Here is a 20339-nt window from a genome sequence, read left to right as displayed (position 1 = left end):
GGTCAGGCGAAGATCACCGTACGGCGGCCGTTGAGCAGGATGCGCCGCTCGCCGTGCCACTTCACCGCGCGGGCCAGCGCCCGGCACTCCACGTCGCGGCCGATCGCGACCAGCTGGTCCGGGGTGACGCCGTGGCCGACCCGCTCGACCTCCTGCTCGATGATCGGGCCCTCGTCGAGGTCGGCCGTCACGTAGTGCGCGGTGGCACCGATCAGCTTCACGCCCCGTGCGTGGGCCTGGTGGTAGGGGCGGGCGCCCTTGAAGCTCGGCAGGAAGGAGTGGTGGATGTTGATGATCCGGCCGCTCAGCTCCTTGCAGAGGTCGTCGGAGAGGACCTGCATGTAGCGGGCGAGGACGACGAGTTCGACGTTCTCCGCGCGGACCAGCTCCAGCAGCTCCGCCTCCGCCTCGGCCTTGTTGTCCCGGGTGACGGGGATGTGCCGGAAGGGCACGGCGTACGAGGCCACCAGCTCGGCGAAGTCGGTGTGGTTGGAGACGACGGCGGCGATGTCCACCGGCAGGGCGCCGATCCGGGACCGGAAGAGCAGGTCGTTGAGGCAGTGGCCGAACTTGCTGACCATCAGCACCACCCGCATCCGCTCCGACGCGAGGTGGATCTGCCACTCCATGTGGAAGGAGTCACCGATCGCGGCGAAACTGGCCCGCAGCTTCTCCACCGACACCGGCGAGGTCGCCGAGAAGTGGACCCGCATGAAGAAGAGGCCCGTGTCGTGGTCGCCGAACTGCTGGCTGTCCTCGATGTTGCACCCGGTCATGAAGAGGTAACTCGACACGGCGTGCACGATGCCCTGTTTGTCGGGGCAGGACAGGATGAGGACGTACTGCTCGGAGTCGGCGGCGTCCGAGGCGGGGGAAGCGGGCTGCGGCGCGGTCATGTCCGTAGCGTGCCACATCCGCCCGTTCTCAGGCCGATCCGGTCATGATGCGCAGGACGTCCAGCGACCGCGGCGGGGCGTCCGGATCGTCGCCGTCGTTCCCCGCGAGCAGCACGTGGGCCTCCCGGGTCGCCCGGACTGCCTCCGGCCACCCCGGGTGCTCCAGATAGGCCGAGACGGGCGCGTCGGCGCCGACCTGGTGCAGGATGCGCAGCACCCGCAGCACGGCGGCGTCCACGGCGGCGGCTTCGGCCGGGTCGCGGAAGATCGTGCCGATGTACTTCTCGGCGGACCAGTTGTCGAGCCAGGTGTCCTCGACCAGGCGGTAGACGGCGTCGGTGACGTCGCCGTACCCTTCCCGGCCGGCGAGCCAGCACTCGTGGTGGAAGACGGGGTCGGAGAGCATGTGCAGCGCCGAGCGCACGTTGCTGCGCCAGCGCCACCACGGCATGTCGTTGAGCGGCATGCCGTCCATGGTGGAGGAGCGGCGGCCGCGACGGGAAGTGTTCTCCGAACCTTGCTGCACGGTTGTCGATCGTACGTTCCCCCGCTCCGGGTCCGAGCGGCCCCCCGGAATTCACCACCCGGCCACCCGCCGTTGCTGTTCGCACACAGCGCCGTTACCCCGGGGACGGCAGGTTCGTGTCCATGACCGGACGGCGACACGCCCCTCCTCTTCTCGGCACCTTCGGCCCCCTCGGCACGCGCCGGCTCCTGGTGGGAGCTGCGGCGGCCGGATCCCTGCTGCTCTCCGGGTGCGGCGCGCTCCCCGGGGCGGAGGGCGGCCCGGGGGGCACCGTCACGGTGATGACCTGGGCGCCGGGCGCCTCGGACGACGCGGACTCCGTGACGATGGCCGGGGTGACGGCGACGGCGGTCACCTACGCGAAGTGGGTCAACGCGCAGGGCGGCGTCGGCGGGCGCGAGCTGAAGGTGCTCACCTGCGACGAGGAGGACTCCCTGGAGGGCGCGGAGAAGTGCGCCCGGGAGGCGGTCGACCGTGACGTCACGGCGGTGGTCGGCTCCTACAGCCGGCACGGGCAGACCTTCATGGCCCCGCTGGAGGCGGCCGGCATCCCCTACATCGGCGGGTACGGCGCCTCCGACGAGGAGTTCGAGAGCTTCGTCTCGTACCCGGTCAACGGCGGCCAGGCGGCGCTGCTGGCGGGCAACGGCAGGCAGTTGGCGGGCGGCTGCGCGAAGGTGTCGCTGGTCCGTCCCGACTCCGTCGTCGGCGACGACATGGCGACCCTGCTCGACGCCGGGCTGGCCCTCGGCCACCGGGCGGCCGCCACCGACGTGGTCGCCCCCGTGGCGGCGACCTCGTACGACGCCGAAGCGGCCGAGGCGCTCGACGGGGCGCCGGACGGGTGCGTCACCGCTGTCCTCGGCGACCGGACGGGGACCTTCTTCGACTCGTTCCGCCGGCTGCCCGGGAACGACGGCGGGGCCGACATCTCCTCGGTGCTCGGCAGCGTCAGCCAGCCGCTGATCGACAGCACCGGCGGCCGCGACAGCCCCTTCGAGGGGGCCTTCGTCACCGGGTGGTACCCGGTGACCTCGGACGCCCGCTGGGCCGAGATGCGCGAGGCGGTCCGCAAGTACGCCTTCGCGGACGACACCATCGACCCGCACGACGCGGGGGTGCAGACCACCTGGGTCGCGTACACCGTGCTGAAGGCGGTCGTCGAGGCGCTGGGCGACGGCGAGGTCGACGCGGCGGCGGCCACCTCCGTGCTGAACCACGGGCTGGCGGTGGACACCGGCGGCCTCACCCCCGAACTGCGCTGGCGCTACCAGGACATGCTCGGATCGGCCGCCTACCCCCGGATCGTCAACGGGCGGGTCACCTTCCAAGTGGTGCGCGACGGGCGGCTGGTGTCGCAGAAGACGGGGTTCACGGACGTCACGGAGACCCTGTCGGACGCCGAGGGCGCGTAACCGGAACGGATGAACGGCCGGGAGCCGCGTCCCCCCCGGGGGGGACGCGGCTCCCGGCCGTTCTCGTGCGCGGGGGCCCGGGCGGTGCCGGGCCCCCGGAGGCTCAGAGCTCCGTGTAGGACCGCGAGGTGAGGCCGTACTTCTGGGCGATGGTGTTCCACAGGCCGGAGGCCTGCTTCTTCGCGGTGGTCGCCTCACCGCTCTTCTGGCCGGCCTTGTTCTTCTCGTTGGTCGCGGCGGCGGTACCGCTCTTGCAGACCTTCTTGTTCTTCGCCTGTCGTGCCCAGGCCGCGTAGTGCTCGTCGGCCGAGGCGGACGCCTCCCAGCCGCGGGTCAGCGCGGCGGTGAGCGCGGCGTTGTCCGGCAGCCGGTCGACCTCGACCTCCTTGAGGCGGGTCACCAGGTCGCGGCGCTGCTGGGCGGCGCCGGTGAGGTCGGCGGCCGCCTGGTCCAGGTCCTTGCAGCCCTTGATCTTCTCCACGGCGTTGATCACCGTCGTGCGGCTGCTGTTGCTGTCGGCGAGGAGCTTGTCCAGCTCCACCGCCTGCGGCTGCGCGGGGTCCTCGGCGGGCGGCGCCGAGGAGTCGGCCGGCTGCGAACTGGCCGACGCCACCGGCTGCTTGGCGTCCTTCGGCTCGTCGCCGCCGCTCAGCAGCGCGCCGGCACCGAGCCCGACGACCGCGCAGCCGATCACCACGGCGGCGATGAGCGGGATGTGCGCGGACCTGCGGCGCGGCTCGGGACCGGGGTCGTAGGCCGCCTGCGGGTTCTCGTACCCCTGCGGGCCCTGGTACCCGGGCGCGTACCCCTGCTGCTGCGTCTGGGGCGGCAGTTGGCCGCCGGGGTAGCCCTGGCCGTGCGGCTGGGGCGGTCCCTGGGGGCGGCCGTACTGCTGGTGCGCGGGCGGCTGCTGGTGCGCGGGGTCGATCCGGGGCATCTGCGTGGTGGCGCCGGCCGGTTCGTCGTTGCGGAAGAGGTTGTCGAACTCGGCGGGGGGCCGCCGGTCCTCGGGGGCGCCCGGACGGATGTCGTACGGGGCGGCGGCCGTGGCCGGCGGGATGTACTGGGTCGCGTCGCCGTCCCGCGCGGCCGGGACCGGCGCGATGAACTGCGTGGCGTCGGAGTCCCCGCCCGGCGCCCGGCCCGGTACGGCCTCCGGCGGCAGCGGCTGGGCGTAGGGCTGGGGCTGCGCCGGGGGCACCTGCTGCCCCTGCTGCTGATAGGCGTCCGGCTGTCCGCCGCGGTACCCGTCGGACGCCGGGAGGTACTGCGTCTGCTGGGCCTGCTGGTACGGATCGGGCTGGGCGTACCCGCCCTGCTGCGGGTAGCCGTCCTGCTGCGGATAACCGCCCTGCTGTGCGTAGGGGCCCGGCTGCTGCCCCTGTGCGGGGTCGCCCGGGTGCTGCTGCTGCGGCGCCTGGGACCCCCATGCCTGGCCGTCCCACGGAGGGCCGCCGGGGGCGGGCTCCTGCGGCCGGCCGTCCGCCGCCGGGTTCCAGGGGGCACCACCGTCCGGGGGCAGCACGACCCCTTCGTGGGCGGGCCGTCCAGCAGGAGGCTGCTGATCGTCACCCTGTCCGCTCTGCGTCACCGGGACTCCTACGTGTCAACCTACGGAATCGTCGGCTCACGCTATCGGGTGAGTGCCCGGCTTCGCCAAGCGCATCCGCGCACCTCACCGTCCCTTCACTGCCGCGGGGCCGCGTACCGCCCCGCGCGGTGCGCGGCGACCACGGACGCCGGTCCTCCGCGCACGGAAGAACCCCCAGCTCAGGCGCGGGCCGGCCGGTGGGCCACCCCTGCCGGGAGCGGATCCCACGGCCGGGGACGGGCCGCCGCGCGGAGACGTCCGCCACGTCGGCCGGGCGACGGGTGGCGCCCCGCACGCGCGCGGGCGCCGACCGCGCGGGCGAAGACGCACGGCGCACCGGGAGGCGGACGGCGTGCTCCCCCGTGCGCTCGCGCACCCGTGCGCCGCCGCTCAGGCGGCCTGCAGCTCCAGACGTGCGCTGAACTCGCGGACCGTCGCCTCCTCCCCGTACGGCAGCAGGCGCTGCTGGAGGTCGTCGAGGTACTCCGCACCCCGGCTGGAACGCACCGTCTCCAGCAGCTCCGCCGCCCGCATCCCCGTGGCGCAGGCCTGTTCGACCTCGCGCTGCTGGACCTGGGCCGAGGCGAGGAGCACCAGCGCGATGCCGCGCCGGCGGGCCCTGGTCTCCGGGAGCGCGGCGAGCGCCTCCTCCGCCCGGCGGGCGGCGGCGGCGCCCTGGCCCAGATCGCGGTGGCAGTGGGCGAGTTCGTCCGCGAGGTACCCCTCGTCGAAGTGCGCGATCCAGGACGGGTCGTCGCCGGCGTCCGGGTGGGCGCGCTCCAGCGCCTCCACCGCCCGCCCGGCCACCTCCTCACAGGTCGTGGCGTCGCCCAGGGCCGCGTGCCCGCGCGCCTCGGCGGCGAGGAACATCGCTTCCGCACGCGGCGTCACCTGACCGCGCGCGCCCTCCTGGGCGGCGCGGGCCAGCTGCGCGATCTCCCGGGGGTTGCCGAGCTGTGCGGCGAGGTGGCTCATCGAGGCGGCCAGCACGTAGCCGCCGTAGGCCCGGTCGCCCGCCGCCTGCGCGAGACGCAGCGCCTGGATGTAGTAGCGCTGGGCGAGGCCGGGTTGGCCGGTGTCGATCGCCATGTAGCCGCCCAATTCGGTGAGTCGGGCCACCGCGCCGAACAGCTCCCGTCCGACGCTCTCGCGGTAGGCGCCGGAGAGCAGTCCGGAGACCACGCTGTTGAGGTAGTGGACCAGGACCGGGCGGACGTGGCCACTGCCGAAACGGTGGTCGAGGTCGACCAGCGCGGTGGTCATCGCACGCACCGCGTCCACGTCCGAGCGGCCCACCCGGGCACCGGCGTTGCGGGCGACCTGGGGGTCGGCGCCGGTGATCAGCCAGTCCCGGCTGGGCTCGACGAGCGCGGAGGAGGCGACGGTGGAGCCGGAGAGCAGGTCCCGGCGTCCCACGTCACTGCGCCACAGCTCGCAGACCTGCTCGATGGCGCCGAGCACGGTCGGGGCGAACTGGAGGCCGACGCCGGAGGCGAGGTTCTTGCCGTTGGCCATGCCGATCTCGTCGATGGTGACGGTGCGGCCGAGTTTGCGGCCGATCGCCTCGGCGATGATCCCCGGCGCCCGGCCCCTGGGCTGCTGCCCGCGCAGCCAGCGGGCCACGGAGGTCTTGTCGTACCGGAGATCGAGTCCCCGCTCCGCGCCGACCATGTTGACCCGGCGGGCCAGGCCCGCGTTGGAACACGCCGCCTCCTGGATGAGCGTCTGGAGCCGTTCGTTCGGCTGTCGGGCTACGAGTGGTCTGGCGGCCATGTACTCCCCCTGGGAACGCGGTGATGGGTGGTTTGCATCACTGCCCGTCGCCGGCGCAAGCAATGCGCCCATTTCTCTGCAATCGGCACGAGCAGCACGAGAGCTGCTGATTTTCGGCCATTCACGCAAAAGACCCGTGCGTCCCGTCCCGCGGCTCCGGACAGGCCCGGCGACCGGGCCGACGCACGGCCCTGGCGTTCCCTACCCGCACATCGGCGCCCCGCCCCGCACGCGCCCCCGGCCGTGCACCCATGCGCCCCGTGTGCGGAGCCGGTACCCCGGCAGCGCGGCCGGGTAGGGCCGTAACCCCCCGTGATGCCGGGAGTTGTGCTGGACGTGGAAAAGCCGATCACAGTCACGGGAAACGCCCCGCTCCCCCCGCAGCGCGGCGAGCAACCGCTCGACGCCGCCGTGCGGTACGCGGAGGAACGCCACTGGGACGTGTTCCCGGGCAGCTGGCTGGAGGCGGTGGACGGGCACGAGCGGTGCTGCTGCGGGGACGCGCACTGCGCCCTCCCCGGCGCACACGCCCTGCGGTCCGACTGGGCGGGCCAGGCGACCGGCAGCGGGGCGGCGGCCCGCCGGATGTGGTCCAAGCACCCGAACGCCTCCGTCCTGCTGCCGACCGGCCGGAACTTCGACGTGATCGACGTACCGGAGTCGGCCGGGTTCCTGGCGCTGGCGCGGATGGAACGCATGGAGCTGACCCTCGGTCCCGCCACCTGCACCCCCGACCGCCGCATGCTCTTCTTCGTCGCCCCCGGCGCCGCGGCGAAAATCCCCGACCTGGTGATGCACCTCGGCTGGAACGCCGCGTCGATCGACCTCCTCGCCCGGGGCGAGGGCCACTACGTAGCGGCCCCGCCGACCCGGATCGGCGGCCGGGGCGCGGTCCAGTGGGCCCGCCGCCCCACCACGGCCAACCGCTGGCTGCCCGAAGCCGAGGAGCTGGTCAGCCCGTTGTCGTACGCCTGTGCGCGCGAAGCGGCGGACGCCCGGACGCGCCTTTCGTAAGGTGGTCCCCACCATGGGGATACCGAGAGGGCGTGCCGTGCCGGACCGGACAGAAACCGAAGACGTCCCGACCGGAGGGGCGGCCGACGCCCCGCCGGCGCCGCCCGCCGTGCGGGTGCGCGGGCTGTGGAAGCGTTTCGGGGGGCAGGTGGCCGTCTCCGGGGTCGACCTGGACCTCCCGGCAGGCCGGTTCATCGGTCTGGTGGGGCCGAACGGCGCGGGCAAGACGACCACCCTCTCCATGGTGACCGGGCTGCTCCGGCCCGACCGGGGAACGGTCGAGATCGGCGGCCACGACGTGTGGGCCGACCCGGTCGCGGTCAAGTCGCGGATCGGCGTCCTGCCCGAAGGGCTGCGGCTCTTCGAGCGGCTCTCCGGACGTGAACTGCTCGCCTACACCGGCCGTTTGCGGGGCATCGCGGGCGCCGAGACCGACAAGCGGGCGACTCAGCTGCTGGACGTGCTGGACCTGGCCGGCGCCCAGCACAAGCTCGTCGTCGACTACTCGACCGGGATGCGGAAGAAGATCGGGCTCGCCGCCGCCCTGCTGCACAATCCCGAAGTGCTCTTCCTGGACGAGCCGTTCGAGGGGGTGGACCCGGTCTCCGCGCAGGCGATCCGGGGGGTGCTGGAGCGTTACACCCGCTCGGGGGCGACCGTCGTCTTCTCCAGTCATGTGATGGAGCTGGTGGAGTCGCTCTGCGACTGGGTGGCGGTGATGGCGGCGGGCCGGATCTCGGCGCAGGGCACGCTCGCCGAGGTACGGGGCGGGGCACCCTCGCTCCAGCAGGCGTTCCTGGACCTGGTGGGGGCGCGTGGCGCGGACGGCGCTGACGGCCTCGACTGGCTGGGCGGCGGGCGATGAGCGTGGCCGACCGCCGCGCGGGGCGGGCGCCGGCCGTCCGGAGCGCGGGGGCCGAAGGGCTCGTCGCCGTGTTCGCACGGCTCAAGGTGGCGTTGCTCCGCAACGGCCTGCGGCAGTCGGGCGGGCGGCGGGCGGCGTTCGTGGTCTCCCTCGTGGTGGTGGTGCTGCTCGCGGCGGGGCAGGTGCTGGGGCTCGTACTGCTGCGCGGCGAGGGGCGCGACGCGGCCACCCTGGTGGTGCTGCTCACCGGGGTGCTCGCCCTGGGGTGGGCGGTACTGCCGCTCTTCTTCCCCAGCGGGGACGAGACGCTGGACCCGAGCCGGCTGGTGATGCTGCCGCTGCGTCCGCGTCCGCTGGTGCGGGCCCTGCTGGTGGCGTCGTTGGTCGGCATCGGTCCGCTGTTCGCGCTCTGCCTGCTGGTGGGCTCGGTGCTGGCGGTGGCGCACGGGGCGGCCGGCGTGGCCGTCGGTGTGGTGGCCGTACCGCTGGCTCTGCTGATCTGCGTGGCGCTGGCGCGGTCCGTCGCCACCGCCAACGTCCGGCTGCTGACCTCGCGCAAGGGCCGCGACCTCGCGGTGCTGAGCGGGCTGGTGATCGCGGTCGGCATCCAGTTCGTCAACTTCGGCGCCCAGCGCATCGGGCAGGCCGGGGGGCTCTCCGCCCTGGAGCCGGCCGCCGACGTGGTGCGCTGGCTCCCCGCCGCCTCGGCGATCGGCGCGGTCGACTCCGCCTCGGTGGGGGCCCACGGGCGGGCGGCCCTGCAACTGCTCGTCTCGGCGGTGGCGTTGGGCGGGCTGCTGTGGTGGTGGCAGGCCGGTCTTTCGAAGCTGATGACGGCGCCGGACGGGTCGACGATCGCCGCCGCCGAACCGTCGCGGAGCTCGCGCGCGAAGGGCGACGGCTCCGGGCCGAGCCGGTTGGGCCGGCTGCTGCCCGAGGGCCGGACCCGGACCGTGATGGGCCGGAGCCTGCGGTACGTCCTGCGGGACCCGAAGACGAAGGGGGCCTGGATCACCTCGCTGGCGGTCGGGCTGATCGTACCGGTGATCAACGCCGTCCAGGGCGCCGGATCGGTCTACTTCGCCTGCTTCGCGCCGGCCCTGCTGGGCATGCAGATGTTCAACCAGTTCGGGCAGGACACCTCCGCCTTCTGGATGGTGGCGCAGACCATCTCCACGCCCCGCGACGCGTACGGGGAACTGCGGGCCCGGGCCCTGGCACTGGCGGTCGTCACCGTGCCGTACACGCTTCTGGTGGGCGCGTTGACCGCCGGGCTGCTGGACGCCTGGGGGTCGCTGACGGGGGTCGCCGGGGTGTCGCTCGCGCTGCTCGGCGGGATGCTCGGGACGGGGGCGCTGGCGTCGGCGTTCTTCCCGTACTCGATCCCGCAGGAGGGCGGCTTCAAGAACGTGGCGCCCGGGCAGGGCGGGCTGGCCATGCTGTCGGCCCTGGGCGGCATGGTGGGCTCGGTGGTGGTGGCCGCGCCGGTGATCGTGCTGACGGTGGTGGTGACCGTCTCGGACCACGGCTCGCTCTGGCTGGTGGTGCCGGTCGGGGCGGTGTACGGCGTCTTCGTCGCCTGGGCGGGGCTCCGGCTCGCGGCGGCGCGCACGGCGGTCCGGCTGCCGGAGATCCTGGCGGCGGTCGGCAAGGGGTGAGGCAGCCGCGCCCGCCCGGTGACCGGGCGGGCGGGTCCCTCAGGGTCTCCCGTGCTCCGGGTGCTCCGGCGCGGGGCCGGCGAGCTGGTCCAGGAAGGGTTCGACCGCCGCCCGCCAGGCGTCGGGCCGGTCGTAGTGGGCGAGGTGTCCGGCGTCCGGTATCTCGGCGTACTGCCCCTGGGGCAGGACCCGGACCATCTCCTGGGCCTCGGCGCGGCCCAGCTGGCCCTCGATCCCGCGCAGCACCAGGGTCGGGCAGCGGACCTGCGCCAGCTCCTCCCAGTGCGCGTCGAGGACCCAGGTGGCCCGGGACTCCAGCATCTGGCGGCGGGAGAAGACCGGCCGCCAGCCGTCGTCGCCCTCGGCCATCACCTCGGCGAAGAACTCGCCCCGCGCGGGGTTGGGGCGCTCCACCCACGGGTCGTCCTCGCCGAACCACTTGCGCACCTCGGCGAGGGTCGCGAAGGGCAGCGGCCAGGAGTCGAGCCAGCCGCTCCACTCCCGCTGGGAGGCGGCTCCGGGGGCGGAGGCCCGCATGTCGCAGATGACCAGGGCGCGGACGAGGTCGGGGCGCTTGGCGGCGAACTGCCAGGCGGTGAGGGCGCCCATGGCGTGGCCGACGAGGATCACCGGGCCCAGGCCGAGCTGCTCGACCGCGCGCTCCACGTCGTCGACGTAGGCGTCCCGGGTGTACGGCCCGCCTTCGGGCTTCTCGCTGCGGCCGTGGCCGCGCTGGTCGAGCCCGACGGGGCGGTACCGCTCGGAGAGCCAGCGGGCCGTGGCGGCCCAGTGGGTGGCCCGGCCCATCAGACCGTGCAGCAGTAAGACCCCCGGCGCACTCGCCTCGTCCGCGCGCCCCTTGGGCGGATCGGCGAACTCCCAGGCCGCGAGCCGGACGCCGTCCGAGCCCGTCACATCGATGCGCCGCACCATATGTCGTGGCATCCCCTCTGGTTCTCCGTCACGGGTGGCCCCGCCGCTCACACTATCGAACCTTTATTCGAAAACGGCGATCCGGCGTCCAACACCGCTCGTTCGGGTGACTGCTTTCCATGATTGACCGCCGCCGACCTGGGGAGATGTTCAGCGGGGAGCGGGCCGCTCGGGGATGACGGTCCGCGGGAACGACCCTGGGAGCTCGGGGCTCCGGGTCGGCACCGGGGAGGACGGACCCCGGCGCCCACGGGCGCCGGGGTCTTCTCTCGCGGGTCTCCCCCGGGCCGTCGGCACGACCGCGCCGGGGACGCGTGCGACGGCGCGCGTGCGGAGTCCCGCGGACGACGGGACCGACCGCCTTCGCGGTCCGGCGCTGTCCGGTACGGGCGGGCGCGGGCACACGGGGGGTGCGTACCGCTGCACATGCTGGTACGACGGGCGCATTACCTGCTCCCTCCCCTGCCGCACGGCCCCCCGGACCGGCGACCTCAGGTCATATGCCTGGCTTCAGCCTGGCACGCGGGGCGCCCGGCCGCTGCGATTCCGTACGGAAAAGAGGAAGCGGGCGTCACGGTCGGGTTGCGTGACGCCCGCCTCCGGCGCCGCCGCGCCGGGGAGCGCGGGGCGTGGTGTGCGTGCGGTGGGTCCGCGGCGTGCAGGAAGCGCCTGGTGGGCGGCGCTCCGGCGCGGTCGGGGGCGTACGGCACGGGCGCCGCCGGGGTCAGCGCTTGGCGACGAAGACGTGCGAGGCGACCACGCTGTCCAGCTCCGCCGCCTCACCGCCCGAGCCGACCAGCACCCCGCCCGCCGCCGCCGTCACACTGACGACGGCGCCCGGCTGGACCCCCGCGCGCCGGAGCGTGTACATCAGCTGGGCGTCGGTCTGGATGGGCTCGCCGATCCGGCGGATCACGACGGTCTTGCCGTCGCTGCCCGGGTCCAGCTCCGCCAGGCTCACCATGCCCTGCCCCAGGAACGGGTCGGCCTCGGCGGGCTCGCCCAGCTCCTCCAGCCCGGGGATCGGGTTGCCGTACGGGGACTCCGTGGGGTGGCGCAGCAGCTCCAGCACCCGCCGCTCCACGGCCTCGCTCATCACGTGCTCCCAGCGGCAGGCCTCGGCGTGCACCTGCTCCCACTCCAGGCCGATCACGTCGACGAGCAGGCACTCCGCGAGGCGGTGCTTGCGCATGACCCGGGTGGCCAGCCGGCGTCCCTCCTCGGTCAGCTCCAGGTGGCGGTCCCCGGCGACCTGGACCAGACCGTCGCGCTCCATCCGGGCCACCGTCTGACTGACCGTCGGACCCGACTGGTCCAGCCGCTCAGCGATACGGGCGCGCATCGGGACCACGCCTTCCTCTTCCAGTTCGAGGATGGTGCGGAGATACATCTCCGTGGTGTCGATCAGTCCGGACATTCGTGCCCCTCATAACTGTGACGGTGAAACGCCATGCTGCCGTGATGCCGCCGTGCTGTGGCCCTCGTCCAATTCTGACGCATCGCGCCGTCAACCGTGCCGGCTCGGCCACCGGCGCGTGCGGGACGGGCCTGCCCACCCTTGACAGCCCAGTGGTCCAGACCGCAACGTGATCCGCGGCACCGGGCACCACCCCCCTCCCCGTTCCCACCGGTACCGGCCGATTCCTTCCGAAAGGGCCTTTCCGATGAGCGAGAGCAAGCTGGCCGGCCAGTTCTTCGACGCGGCCATCGCGCTGCTGGCCCGGGTCCGCGACGAGGAGTCCGCCTCCATCGCCGCGGCCGGAGCGGCCGTCGCCGACACCATCGCCTCGGGCGGCCGGCTCTTCGCCTTCGGTGCCGGGCACTCCTCGCTCGCCGCCCAGGACGTGGTCTACCGCGCGGGCGGCCCCGCTCTGATGAACCTCCTCGCGGTACCGGGCACGGTCGGGGTCGACGTGATGCCCGCCACCCTGGGCTCGGCGCTGGAACGGGTGGAAGGGCTCGCCACCACCGTGCTCGCGGCCAGCCCGGCCGGCGAGGGCGACCTGCTGGTGGTCATCTCGCTCTCGGGCCGCAACACCCTGCCCGTCGAGATGGCCCGGGAGGCGCGGGCGCGCGGCATCACCGTGATCGGGGTGACCTCGGTGGCGTACGCGGCGGCCACCTCGTCCCGGGCCGCGACCGGCGGCTTCCTGCTCGACCACTGCGACATCGTCCTCGACAGCAAGATCGCGGTGGGCGACGCGGAGCTGACCACCGCGGGGGCCGGCGCCCCGTTCGCTCCCGCGTCCACCGTCGTGACCAGCGCGCTGATGCAGGCGACGATGGCCGCCGCCGCCGAGGCGCTGGCCGCCCGCGGCATCGAGCCGCCGCTGCTGCGCTCGGGCAACGTCGACGGCGGCCACGACTGGAACCGGCGCGTCTTCGCGGAGAACCGGGACCGGATCTTCTACCAGCACTGATCCCGCCGCCCGCGACCGGCGCCCGCACCCCGGGTCAGCCGGCCGCGCGGCCCTCCAGCAGCAGCGCCAGGTCCACCGCCGAGGCCACCCGGACCGCCGCGCTCTCCGCGTGGGCGGCGTCCTCCCGCTCGAAGGCGGGGCGGTCCGCCGTCCGCAGGAAGGTGACGACCCCGATGCTCCGGCCGCGGCTGCGCAGTGCCACGCACAGGGCGTGCGCCGTGTGCCGGGGCCAGTGGTGGTCGGCCGCCCATCCCCCGCCGGCCGCGCCCCCGCTCACCCGGACCGGGGCGATCCGGTCCAGCGACTGGAGTGCCGGGTGCCCGGGGCCGTACCGGGCCGGCAGTGAGCCGCCGGCCACCCGCAGGCAGGGGCCCGGGGCGTCCACCGGGGTGGCCGCCGCACGGACCAGCCGCTCCCCCGCCACCAGGTCGAGCAGCGCGTGGTCGGCGAAGCCCGCCAGGGAGAAGTCGAGGGTGGTCGTCGCCGCTTCCCAGGGGTCCTCGCACTCGGCGGCGGCCCGGGCGGCGCGGTGCAGCTGGGCGGAGCGGAACCGCAGCCGGGCCGAGGACTGCTCGGCGGTACGCGCCTCGGTCACGTCCTGGAACAGCCAGGCGACCCCGAGGGGGACCGCCTCCTCGGTGAGCGGCGAGCTGAGCCGCAGGAAGCCGCTGCGCCAGCAGCGCTGCCGTTCGCCCTCGCGGCTGCGCAGGGTCACCCAGAGCTCGGCGGGCGCGGGGGGCGCCCCGGCGGCGAGCACGTGGTGGAAGGCGCCTTCGAGGTCCTCGACGCCCTGGAGGACGACCTCGCCGAGGGGCCGCCCGAGCAGGGAGGTCCGGCCACCGCCGAGGGCCCGCGCCGCGTGCGCGTTGACGACGGTGGGCCGCAGGTCGGCGTCGACCAGGACCACGCCCCAGGGGCCGTCCTGGAAGAGCGCCTCGCTCAGCGCGATGGAGCGCTCCAGGTCGATCTGGGCGTGCGCCTCGCTGAACGCGCAGTAGACCCCGGCGGGTCCGCCGTCCCGGCCGCGCATCCCGGCGGCCTGCATGCGGACCAGGACCCGGCCGCCGTCCTTGCGGACCAGGGCGAACTCGTGGACCTGGCGGGCCGCGGAGTCCTGGATCGCCATCAGCCGCCGGCGCACCTCGTCGGCGTCGGCTCCGCGCACCGCCCACCCCGCGAAGCCGTCCCGGCCGACGGCCTCGGCGGCGGACCAGCCGAGGACGCGTTCGGCCCGGCGGTTCCAGTGGGTGACGGTGCCGTCGGCGTCGAGGGCGAAGAGTGCGGTGTCCATGCCGTCGAGGAGCGCGGCGAGGAGGCCCGCACCGGGGCCCTGTTCCCCGGCCCGGGGAGCCGGCACACCGGCCGGGGTGTCCGAGGCGGCCGAGGCGTCCGACGCGTCGGCCGTGCCGCTGCCCATGGACGGACCCATTGCGTACCCCCGCAGAACGTGACGCCTCCGCTGTACGCACCGCTGACCTCGCCGTGCGCGTGTCCGCGTGCGTTTCCGCACGTCAACAACCCATTGAACTCGACTGTGACCCGGCGCACACCCGCTTCGGATAAATAGGTTGTGCGACGAGGACGCGGTTCCTAGGCTGGTGGCACACGCTGAAAGGAGGTGGTCCGAAAGTGCAGTCCCATCGGATTCGTGAGGTGGCTGCGGGCTGACGGCCCGTCGTCGCACATCGTGCACCTCGGCAGGCTGCCTGCCGAAACCCGAGCAGTCACCGACCCGCAGGCTCGCCGGTAGATCCGGCCGGCCCCTCCTCACGGAGGGACCCGAGCCTGCGGGTTCTGCTTTTCCGCCTGCCCGCCGGATCCTCAGGGGCAGAGCCGCTCCACGCGCCAGCCGGCCTCCGCGCGGCGGACGTAGCGCAGCCGGTCGTGCAGCCGGTTCTCGTGCCCCTGCCAGAACTCCACCGTCTCCGGCGCCACCCGGAAGCCGCCCCAGTGCGGCGGGACGGGCACCTTCTCGCCCTCCGGGTAGCGGGCGGCGAGTTCCCCGTACCGTTCGGTGAGCTCCTCGCGGGAGCCGATGACCGTGGACTGCGCGCTCGCCCACGCGCCGAGCTGCGAGCCGTGCGGACGGGTACGGAAGTACGCGACGGTCTCCTCGCGGCCCACCCGCTCCGCGATGCCCGTGACGACGACCTGGCGGGCGAGCGGGTGCCAGGGGAAGAGCAGCGAGACGTGGGGGTTGGCGGCCAGCTCGCGGCCCTTGCGGGACTCGTAGTTGGTGTAGAAGACGAAGCCGCGCGCGTCGAAGCCCTTGAGCAGCACCGTGCGGGAGGACGGGCGGCCGTCGGGTGCGGCGGTGGAGACGACCATGGCGTTCGGCTCGTGCAGGACGCCCCCGGCGGCGACCTGCCGGAACCAGCGGGCGAACTGTTCCATGGGGTCCGGGGCGAGATCCCGCTCGGCGAACGCCTCGGAACGGTACTGCTCGCGCATGGCCGCCGGATCGATGGTGCAATCGGAAGCGGGGGAATCGGCCGGACGAGGAGCGGACGGAGGTGTCGGGTCAGCTGTGGGCACGGGGCCATCCTGCCGCAGCGGTCCGTGCCCGGTGGCTCGTGGGGTGTCACCCCGCGACACGCGGGTGCTGTGCCGGACATCACCCTTCCTTGCCCCGGGGGGAGGCGCCACTATCAGGGGTCAGGTCCCGTCGGGGGGGCCTTCGTACCGAGGGCCTTCGGGGACACAGCTCGCAGCCGCTTGCCGCCGCACAGAGGGAGCCGCCTGATGTCCGCATTCGTACCCGGACTCGAGGGAGTCGTCGCGTTCGAGACGGAGATCGCCGAACCGGACAGGGAGGGCGGGGCGCTCCGGTATCGCGGGATCGACATCGAGAACCTCGTCGGCCAGGTGTCCTTCGGCAATGTCTGGGGACTGCTGGTGGACGGGGCGTTCAACCCCGGACTGCCCGCCGCCGAGCCGTTCCCCATCCCGGTCCACTCCGGTGACATCCGGGTGGACGTGCAGTCGGCGCTGGCGATGCTCGCCCCGGTGTGGGGTCTGAAGCCGCTGCTCGACATCGACGAGGCGACGGCCCGCGACGACCTCGCGCGGGCGGCCGTGATGGCCCTGTCGTACGTGGCCCAGTCGGCGCGCGGGCAGGGGCACGCGATGGTGCCGCAGCGCGAGATCGACAAGGCGGAGTCGGTGGTCGAGCGGTTCATGATCCGCTGGCGCGGCGAGCCGGACCCGCGGCACGTCAAGGCGGTCGACGCCTACTGGACGTCCGCGGCCGAACACGGCATGAACGCCTCCACGTTCACCGCCCGGGTCATCGCCTCGACCGGCGCGGACGTGGCGGCGGCGCTCTCCGGCGCGGTCGGCGCGATGTCGGGGCCGCTGCACGGCGGCGCCCCGTCGCGGGTGCTCGGGATGATCGAGGAGATCGAGCGGACCGGGGACGCCACCGCGTACGTGAAGCGGGCACTCGACAGGGGCGAGCGGCTGATGGGCTTCGGCCACCGCGTCTACCGCGCCGAGGACCCGCGCGCCCGGGTGCTGCGGCGCACCGCCCGCGAACTGGCCGCGCCCCGCTTCGAGGTGGCCCAGGCGCTGGAGAAGGCGGCGCTGGAGGAGCTGCACGCCCGCCGGCCGGACCGGGTGCTGGCGACCAACGTGGAGTTCTGGGCGGCGATCGTGCTGGACTTCGCGGAGGTCCCGGCGCACATGTTCACCTCGATGTTCACCTGCGCCCGCACGGCCGGCTGGTCGGCGCACATCCTGGAGCAGAAGCGCACGGGCCGGCTGGTACGGCCCTCGGCCCAGTACGTGGGCCCGGCGTCGCGGGACCCGCGGGAGATCGAGGGGTTCGACTCGATCACCCCGGTCGTCGGCTGACGACCGGGCCCCGCACCGGGCTCCGTGCTCCGGGGAGGGCTCCGTGCTCCGGGGAGGGCTCCGTGCTCCGGGGAGGGCGCCGATCAGGCCCTGGCGCCGCTGTCGCGGAGCGGGGCGGTGTAGGCGCCCTCCGCCGCCCGGCCCGCGACGGTGCCCGGCGGCGTCGGCGTGAGGGCGGGCAAGCAACGAGGCGGTGGAGCCGTGGTGGACGATCCCGCCGCCGTGGACCACGGTCCCGTGGCCGCCTCCCCGGCGAGGTCGGCGGCGTCGTGGGCCGGGAGCAGGACCCGGATGTCGCCGGTGACGGCCACCGTCGCACCCGAGACATCGCCCGTCCCCGTTGAGCACGCCTTTCCCGGGCGAGCGCGGCCGCCACCGTCCGCTCGACGACGACGTGCCCGTCCGCCGCGCTCACCCCAACGCGCCGTCCACCAGCGCCGCCCACTGCGCCACCACCTTCCGGCGCCGGGCGGTGTCGTCGGTGAGGAGGTTGGCGAGGCCGAGCCCCCGGGCCATGTCCAGGAGGCCCTGGACCGTCTCGCGCACCCCCGGGCGGCTCTCGTCGGCGCGCAGGAGTTCGACGGCGATGTGGTGGGTCTCCCGGCCGACCCGGGCTTCGAGTTCGGTGACCCGGGGCCGCAGCTGGGGCTCGTTGGAGGCGGCCACCCAGAGCTGGAGCGCGGCGCGGAAGAGCGGCCCGGTGTACAGGTCGACGAGTGCGGCGACCACCTCCGCGCGGCCCTGGACCGGGAGCGCCCGCAGGGCGGCGGACCGCTCCTCCGCGACGTACTCGACCGCCCCGGTGAACAGGTCCTCGCGGGTGGGGAAGTGGTGCTGGGCCGCGCCCCGGGAGACCCCGGCCCGTTCGGCGACGACGGAGACCGTGGAGCCGGCCCAGCCGTGGGCGGCGAGACACGCCACGGCTGCCTCCAGGAGCCGCTGCCGGGTGGCCCGGCTGCGGTCCTGCTTGGGTGCCTTGACCTGAGGCGTGCCGCTGGAGGGCGGGTCGCTCGGGAGCGGGTCGTTCGGGGGCGTCACCACACCCATGCGGGGTCCCGTCGTTCGAGGAAGGCCGTCATCCCTTCCCGTGCTTCGTCGGAGGCGAAGAGCGCGGTGGACAGGGCGACGAGGTCTTCGGCGTGTTGGTCGAAACTCTCCAGCACGGTAGCCGTGACCAGCTGCTTCGACGCCATCAGCCCCTGCGGGGAGGCTCTGCGCAGTCCGTCGAGTACGGGTTCGAGCGCCTTGTCCACCTCGTCCTCGGTGGCGAGGGTGATCAGGGAGATGCGGGCGGCCTCGGCCGCGTCGAACCGCTCCCCGGTGAGGTAGTAGCGGGCCGCCGCCGACCGGTCCAGCCGGGGCAGCAGCGTCAGGGAGATCACGGCGGGGGCGAGCCCGAGCCGCGATTCGGTGAGCGCGAAGCTCGCCCCGGGGCCCGCGGCCGCGATGTCGCACGCGCCGAGCAGCCCGAGCCCGCCGGCCCGGACGTGGCCGGTGACCCGGCCGACCACGGGCTTCGGGAGGGCGACGATCTTCCGCAGCAGGGCGACGAACTCCTGCGGATCGGCCGGGGAGGTGAGGTCGGCCCCGGCGCAGAAGGTGGTACCGGTGTGGGTCAGGACGACCGCGCGCACGGCGGTGTCGGCCGCGCAGGCGTCGAGCGCCCCGGACAGTTCGCCGACCAGCTCGGCGGAGAGGGCGTTGCGGCGGGCGGGGGCGTCCAGGGTGAGTGTGGTGATGCCCCGGTCGCGGACGGGGGCGGCGAGGCTGCTCATGCGGGACTCCCGTCGGTGCCGGTGGCGCGTTCCCGGTCGCGGAGTTCGCGGCGCAGGATCTTGCCCGAGACGGCCCGGGGCACCGCGTCGACGAACTCGGCCCGCCGCACCTTCTTGTACGGGGCGACGCGCTCGGCGACGTACGCGATCACGTCCTCGGGCGTGAGGTTCCGCGCCTCCGCGGCCGGTGAGCGGACCAGGAAGGCCTTGGGGATCTCGTTGCCGGTGTCGTCGTACACGCCGATGACGGCGGCGTCCACGAGGTGTTCGTGGCCGAGCAGCAGGGCCTCCAATTCGGCGGGGGCGACCTGGTACCCCTTGTACTTGATCAGCTCCTTGACCCGGTCGACGACGTAGAGCCAGCCCTCCTCGTCGACGCGTCCGACGTCGCCGGTGTGCACCCAGCCGTCCGCGTCGATCATGGCGGCGGTGGCGTCGGGGCGCCCGAGGTACCCCTTCATCACCTGGGGTCCCCGGATGAGGATTTCGCCCTCGGCGCCGGGCCCCACGTCCTGGCCGGGGTCGGCGAGGTCCACGATCCGCATCTCGGTGCCGGGGATCAGCTTGCCGACGGTGCCGTCCGGCGGGTTCTCCTCGGAGAGCGGCACGACGTGCGTGCCCGGGGAGAGCTCCGTCATGCCGTACGCCTGGCGGACCGGCGGCACCCCGAGCCGCTCGGAGCAGGCGCGGGCCAGGTCCGCGTCGAGCGGGGCGGCGGCGGAGACGATGTAGCGGAGCGAGGAGAGGTCGTACCGGGCGACGGCCGGGTGCTTGGCGAGGGCCAGCACGATCGGCGGGGCGACGTACAGGCCGGCGATCCGGTGCTTCTCGATCGTGGCGAGGAACTGGTCGAGGTCGAAGCGGGGCAGCACGACGACGGTGGCGCCGTGCCGGAGGGGGCCGTTCATCAGCGCGGTCAGCCCGTAGATGTGGAAGAACGGCAGGACCGCGAGGATCGGCTCGCCCCGCAGCAGCGGGACGAAGGGCTGGAGCTGCTCCAGGTTGGTCGCGACGGACCGGTGGGTGAGCATCACACCCTTGGGGGCGCCGGTGGTGCCGGAGGAGTAGGGCAGGACGGCCACGTCCTCGTCGGGGTCGATCTCCACCTGCGGTTCCGGGGCGGTGGAGCCGAGCATGTCGAGCACCGAGGTGTACCCCTCGGCGGTGTCACAGACGAAGATCTGCCGTACGCCGCCCGCGAGTCCGGCGGCCCGGCGGGCGGTGTCCAGCAGCGGGGAGACGGTGACGATCCAGCTCGCCGAGGCGTCCGCGAGCTGCTTGGCGAACTCCTCGGCGGTGGCCAGCGGGTGGACCGTGGTCACCGAGGCGCCGGCCCGCGTCGCCCCGTAGAAGACCGGCGGGTAGGCGATGGTGTTGGGGCTGTGGAGGGCCAGGACGTCGCCCTGGCGGAGGCCGGCCTCGGCGAGCGCGGCGGCGATCCGCCGGTGGAAGTGGTCGAGTTGGGCGTAGGTGAGCGTCATCCCGTTCGTACCGTCGATCAGGGCGACGGTCTCCCCGAACTCGGCGGCCCGGCCGAGGACCGCTTCGTGGATGGGTGTGCTGAGGATGGTGACGTCTGGGTACTCACTGCGGAACACCATGGCGGTCCCCTGTCGACGCG

The 20339-nt window shown here is 74.0% G+C and carries 18 protein-coding genes; 6 read left to right on the top strand and 12 right to left on the bottom strand.

Annotated elements, in window-relative coordinates:
* Positions 1-2: 2 nt before the first annotated feature.
* Both purU and PZB77_RS18365 read right to left on the bottom strand, forming a co-directional pair.
* Positions 3-896 carry a formyltetrahydrofolate deformylase gene (gene purU, locus PZB77_RS18370; protein ID WP_275493693.1) on the bottom strand — a complete coding sequence of 298 codons (894 nt, stop codon included), beginning with the start codon at positions 894-896 and terminating at the stop codon, positions 3-5.
* A 28-nt stretch (positions 897-924) separates the two neighbouring features.
* Complete coding sequence (locus PZB77_RS18365; protein WP_275496114.1) at positions 925-1371, bottom strand: hypothetical protein; 447 nt, start codon at positions 1369-1371, stop codon at positions 925-927.
* A gap of 173 nt (positions 1372-1544) precedes the next feature.
* Between PZB77_RS18365 and PZB77_RS18360 the strand changes: the two genes are divergently transcribed.
* A complete protein-coding gene (locus tag PZB77_RS18360; protein WP_275493692.1) occupies positions 1545-2837 on the top strand; it encodes an ABC transporter substrate-binding protein in 1293 nt (430 codons plus the stop codon).
* Between the two features lie 103 nt (positions 2838-2940).
* On the opposite strand, the gene PZB77_RS18355 is transcribed toward PZB77_RS18360, so the two are convergent.
* Positions 2941-4428: a hypothetical protein gene (locus PZB77_RS18355; protein ID WP_275493691.1), complete on the bottom strand. Its 1488-nt coding sequence runs from the start codon at positions 4426-4428 to the stop codon at positions 2941-2943.
* Positions 4429-4818: 390 nt separating this feature from the next.
* Positions 4819-6201 (bottom strand): transcriptional regulator, encoded by a 1383-nt coding sequence (locus tag PZB77_RS18350; protein ID WP_275493690.1) that lies wholly within the window; start codon positions 6199-6201, stop codon positions 4819-4821.
* A 327-nt stretch (positions 6202-6528) separates the two neighbouring features.
* Here PZB77_RS18350 and PZB77_RS18345 point away from each other — a divergent pair, with 327 nt between their 5' ends.
* Genes PZB77_RS18345 through PZB77_RS18335 form a run of 3 tightly spaced genes read left to right on the top strand, consistent with a single transcriptional unit; the run spans position 6529 to position 9738 of the window.
* Positions 6529-7215 carry a bifunctional DNA primase/polymerase gene (locus tag PZB77_RS18345; RefSeq protein WP_275493689.1) on the top strand — a complete coding sequence of 229 codons (687 nt, stop codon included), beginning with the start codon at positions 6529-6531 and terminating at the stop codon, positions 7213-7215.
* A 13-nt stretch (positions 7216-7228) separates the two neighbouring features.
* On the top strand, positions 7229-8080 hold the full coding sequence (locus PZB77_RS18340) for an ABC transporter ATP-binding protein (RefSeq protein WP_275493688.1): 852 nt from the start codon (positions 7229-7231) through the stop codon (positions 8078-8080).
* Positions 8077-9738 carry a transporter gene (locus PZB77_RS18335; protein WP_275493687.1) on the top strand — a complete coding sequence of 554 codons (1662 nt, stop codon included), beginning with the start codon at positions 8077-8079 and terminating at the stop codon, positions 9736-9738. The genes PZB77_RS18340 and PZB77_RS18335 overlap by 4 nt, the downstream gene beginning before the upstream one ends.
* 39 nt (positions 9739-9777) lie before the next feature.
* On the opposite strand, the gene PZB77_RS18330 is transcribed toward PZB77_RS18335, so the two are convergent.
* Together PZB77_RS18330 and PZB77_RS18325 are read right to left on the bottom strand one after the other, a co-directional pair.
* The gene (locus PZB77_RS18330; RefSeq protein ID WP_275496113.1) at positions 9778-10671 is read right to left on the bottom strand and encodes an alpha/beta hydrolase; all 894 of its coding nucleotides are present in this window, start codon (positions 10669-10671) and stop codon (positions 9778-9780) included.
* A 724-nt stretch (positions 10672-11395) separates the two neighbouring features.
* Positions 11396-12088 carry a metal-dependent transcriptional regulator gene (locus PZB77_RS18325; protein WP_275493686.1) on the bottom strand — a complete coding sequence of 231 codons (693 nt, stop codon included), beginning with the start codon at positions 12086-12088 and terminating at the stop codon, positions 11396-11398.
* Between the two features lie 247 nt (positions 12089-12335).
* On the opposite strand from PZB77_RS18325, the gene PZB77_RS18320 reads away from it, so the two are divergent.
* The gene (locus PZB77_RS18320; RefSeq protein WP_275493685.1) at positions 12336-13091 is read left to right on the top strand and encodes a sugar isomerase domain-containing protein; all 756 of its coding nucleotides are present in this window, start codon (positions 12336-12338) and stop codon (positions 13089-13091) included.
* 34 nt (positions 13092-13125) lie between these two features.
* Here PZB77_RS18320 and PZB77_RS18315 read toward each other — a convergent pair whose 3' ends face one another.
* On the bottom strand, positions 13126-14520 hold the full coding sequence (locus PZB77_RS18315) for a PAS domain-containing protein (RefSeq protein WP_275493684.1): 1395 nt from the start codon (positions 14518-14520) through the stop codon (positions 13126-13128).
* Positions 14521-14912: 392 nt separating this feature from the next.
* Positions 14913-15542 (bottom strand): pyridoxamine 5'-phosphate oxidase, encoded by a 630-nt coding sequence (gene pdxH, locus PZB77_RS18310; RefSeq protein ID WP_275493683.1) that lies wholly within the window; start codon positions 15540-15542, stop codon positions 14913-14915.
* Between the two features lie 291 nt (positions 15543-15833).
* Here pdxH and PZB77_RS18305 point away from each other — a divergent pair, with 291 nt between their 5' ends.
* A complete protein-coding gene (locus tag PZB77_RS18305) occupies positions 15834-16943 on the top strand; it encodes a citrate synthase 2 (RefSeq protein WP_275493682.1) in 1110 nt (369 codons plus the stop codon).
* A gap of 83 nt (positions 16944-17026) precedes the next feature.
* Here PZB77_RS18305 and PZB77_RS18300 read toward each other — a convergent pair whose 3' ends face one another.
* From PZB77_RS18300 to PZB77_RS18285, 4 genes are all read right to left on the bottom strand, one after another.
* Positions 17027-17254 (bottom strand): hypothetical protein, encoded by a 228-nt coding sequence (locus tag PZB77_RS18300; protein ID WP_275493681.1) that lies wholly within the window; start codon positions 17252-17254, stop codon positions 17027-17029.
* 100 nt (positions 17255-17354) lie between these two features.
* Positions 17355-17990, bottom strand: a complete 636-nt coding sequence (locus tag PZB77_RS18295; RefSeq protein ID WP_275493680.1) for a TetR/AcrR family transcriptional regulator — start codon at positions 17988-17990, stop codon at positions 17355-17357.
* A complete protein-coding gene (locus PZB77_RS18290) occupies positions 17978-18718 on the bottom strand; it encodes an enoyl-CoA hydratase family protein (RefSeq protein WP_275493679.1) in 741 nt (246 codons plus the stop codon). Before PZB77_RS18290 ends, PZB77_RS18295 begins: the two co-directional genes overlap by 13 nt.
* Positions 18715-20319 (bottom strand): AMP-binding protein, encoded by a 1605-nt coding sequence (locus tag PZB77_RS18285; protein WP_275493678.1) that lies wholly within the window; start codon positions 20317-20319, stop codon positions 18715-18717. Before PZB77_RS18285 ends, PZB77_RS18290 begins: the two co-directional genes overlap by 4 nt.
* Positions 20320-20339: the final 20 nt, after the last annotated feature.

It is taken from the genome of Streptomyces sp. AM 2-1-1 (assembly GCF_029167645.1).
Taxonomy (GTDB): Bacteria; Actinomycetota; Actinomycetes; order Streptomycetales; family Streptomycetaceae; genus Streptomyces.
This window is presented reverse-complemented; position numbering and strand designations above follow the sequence as displayed.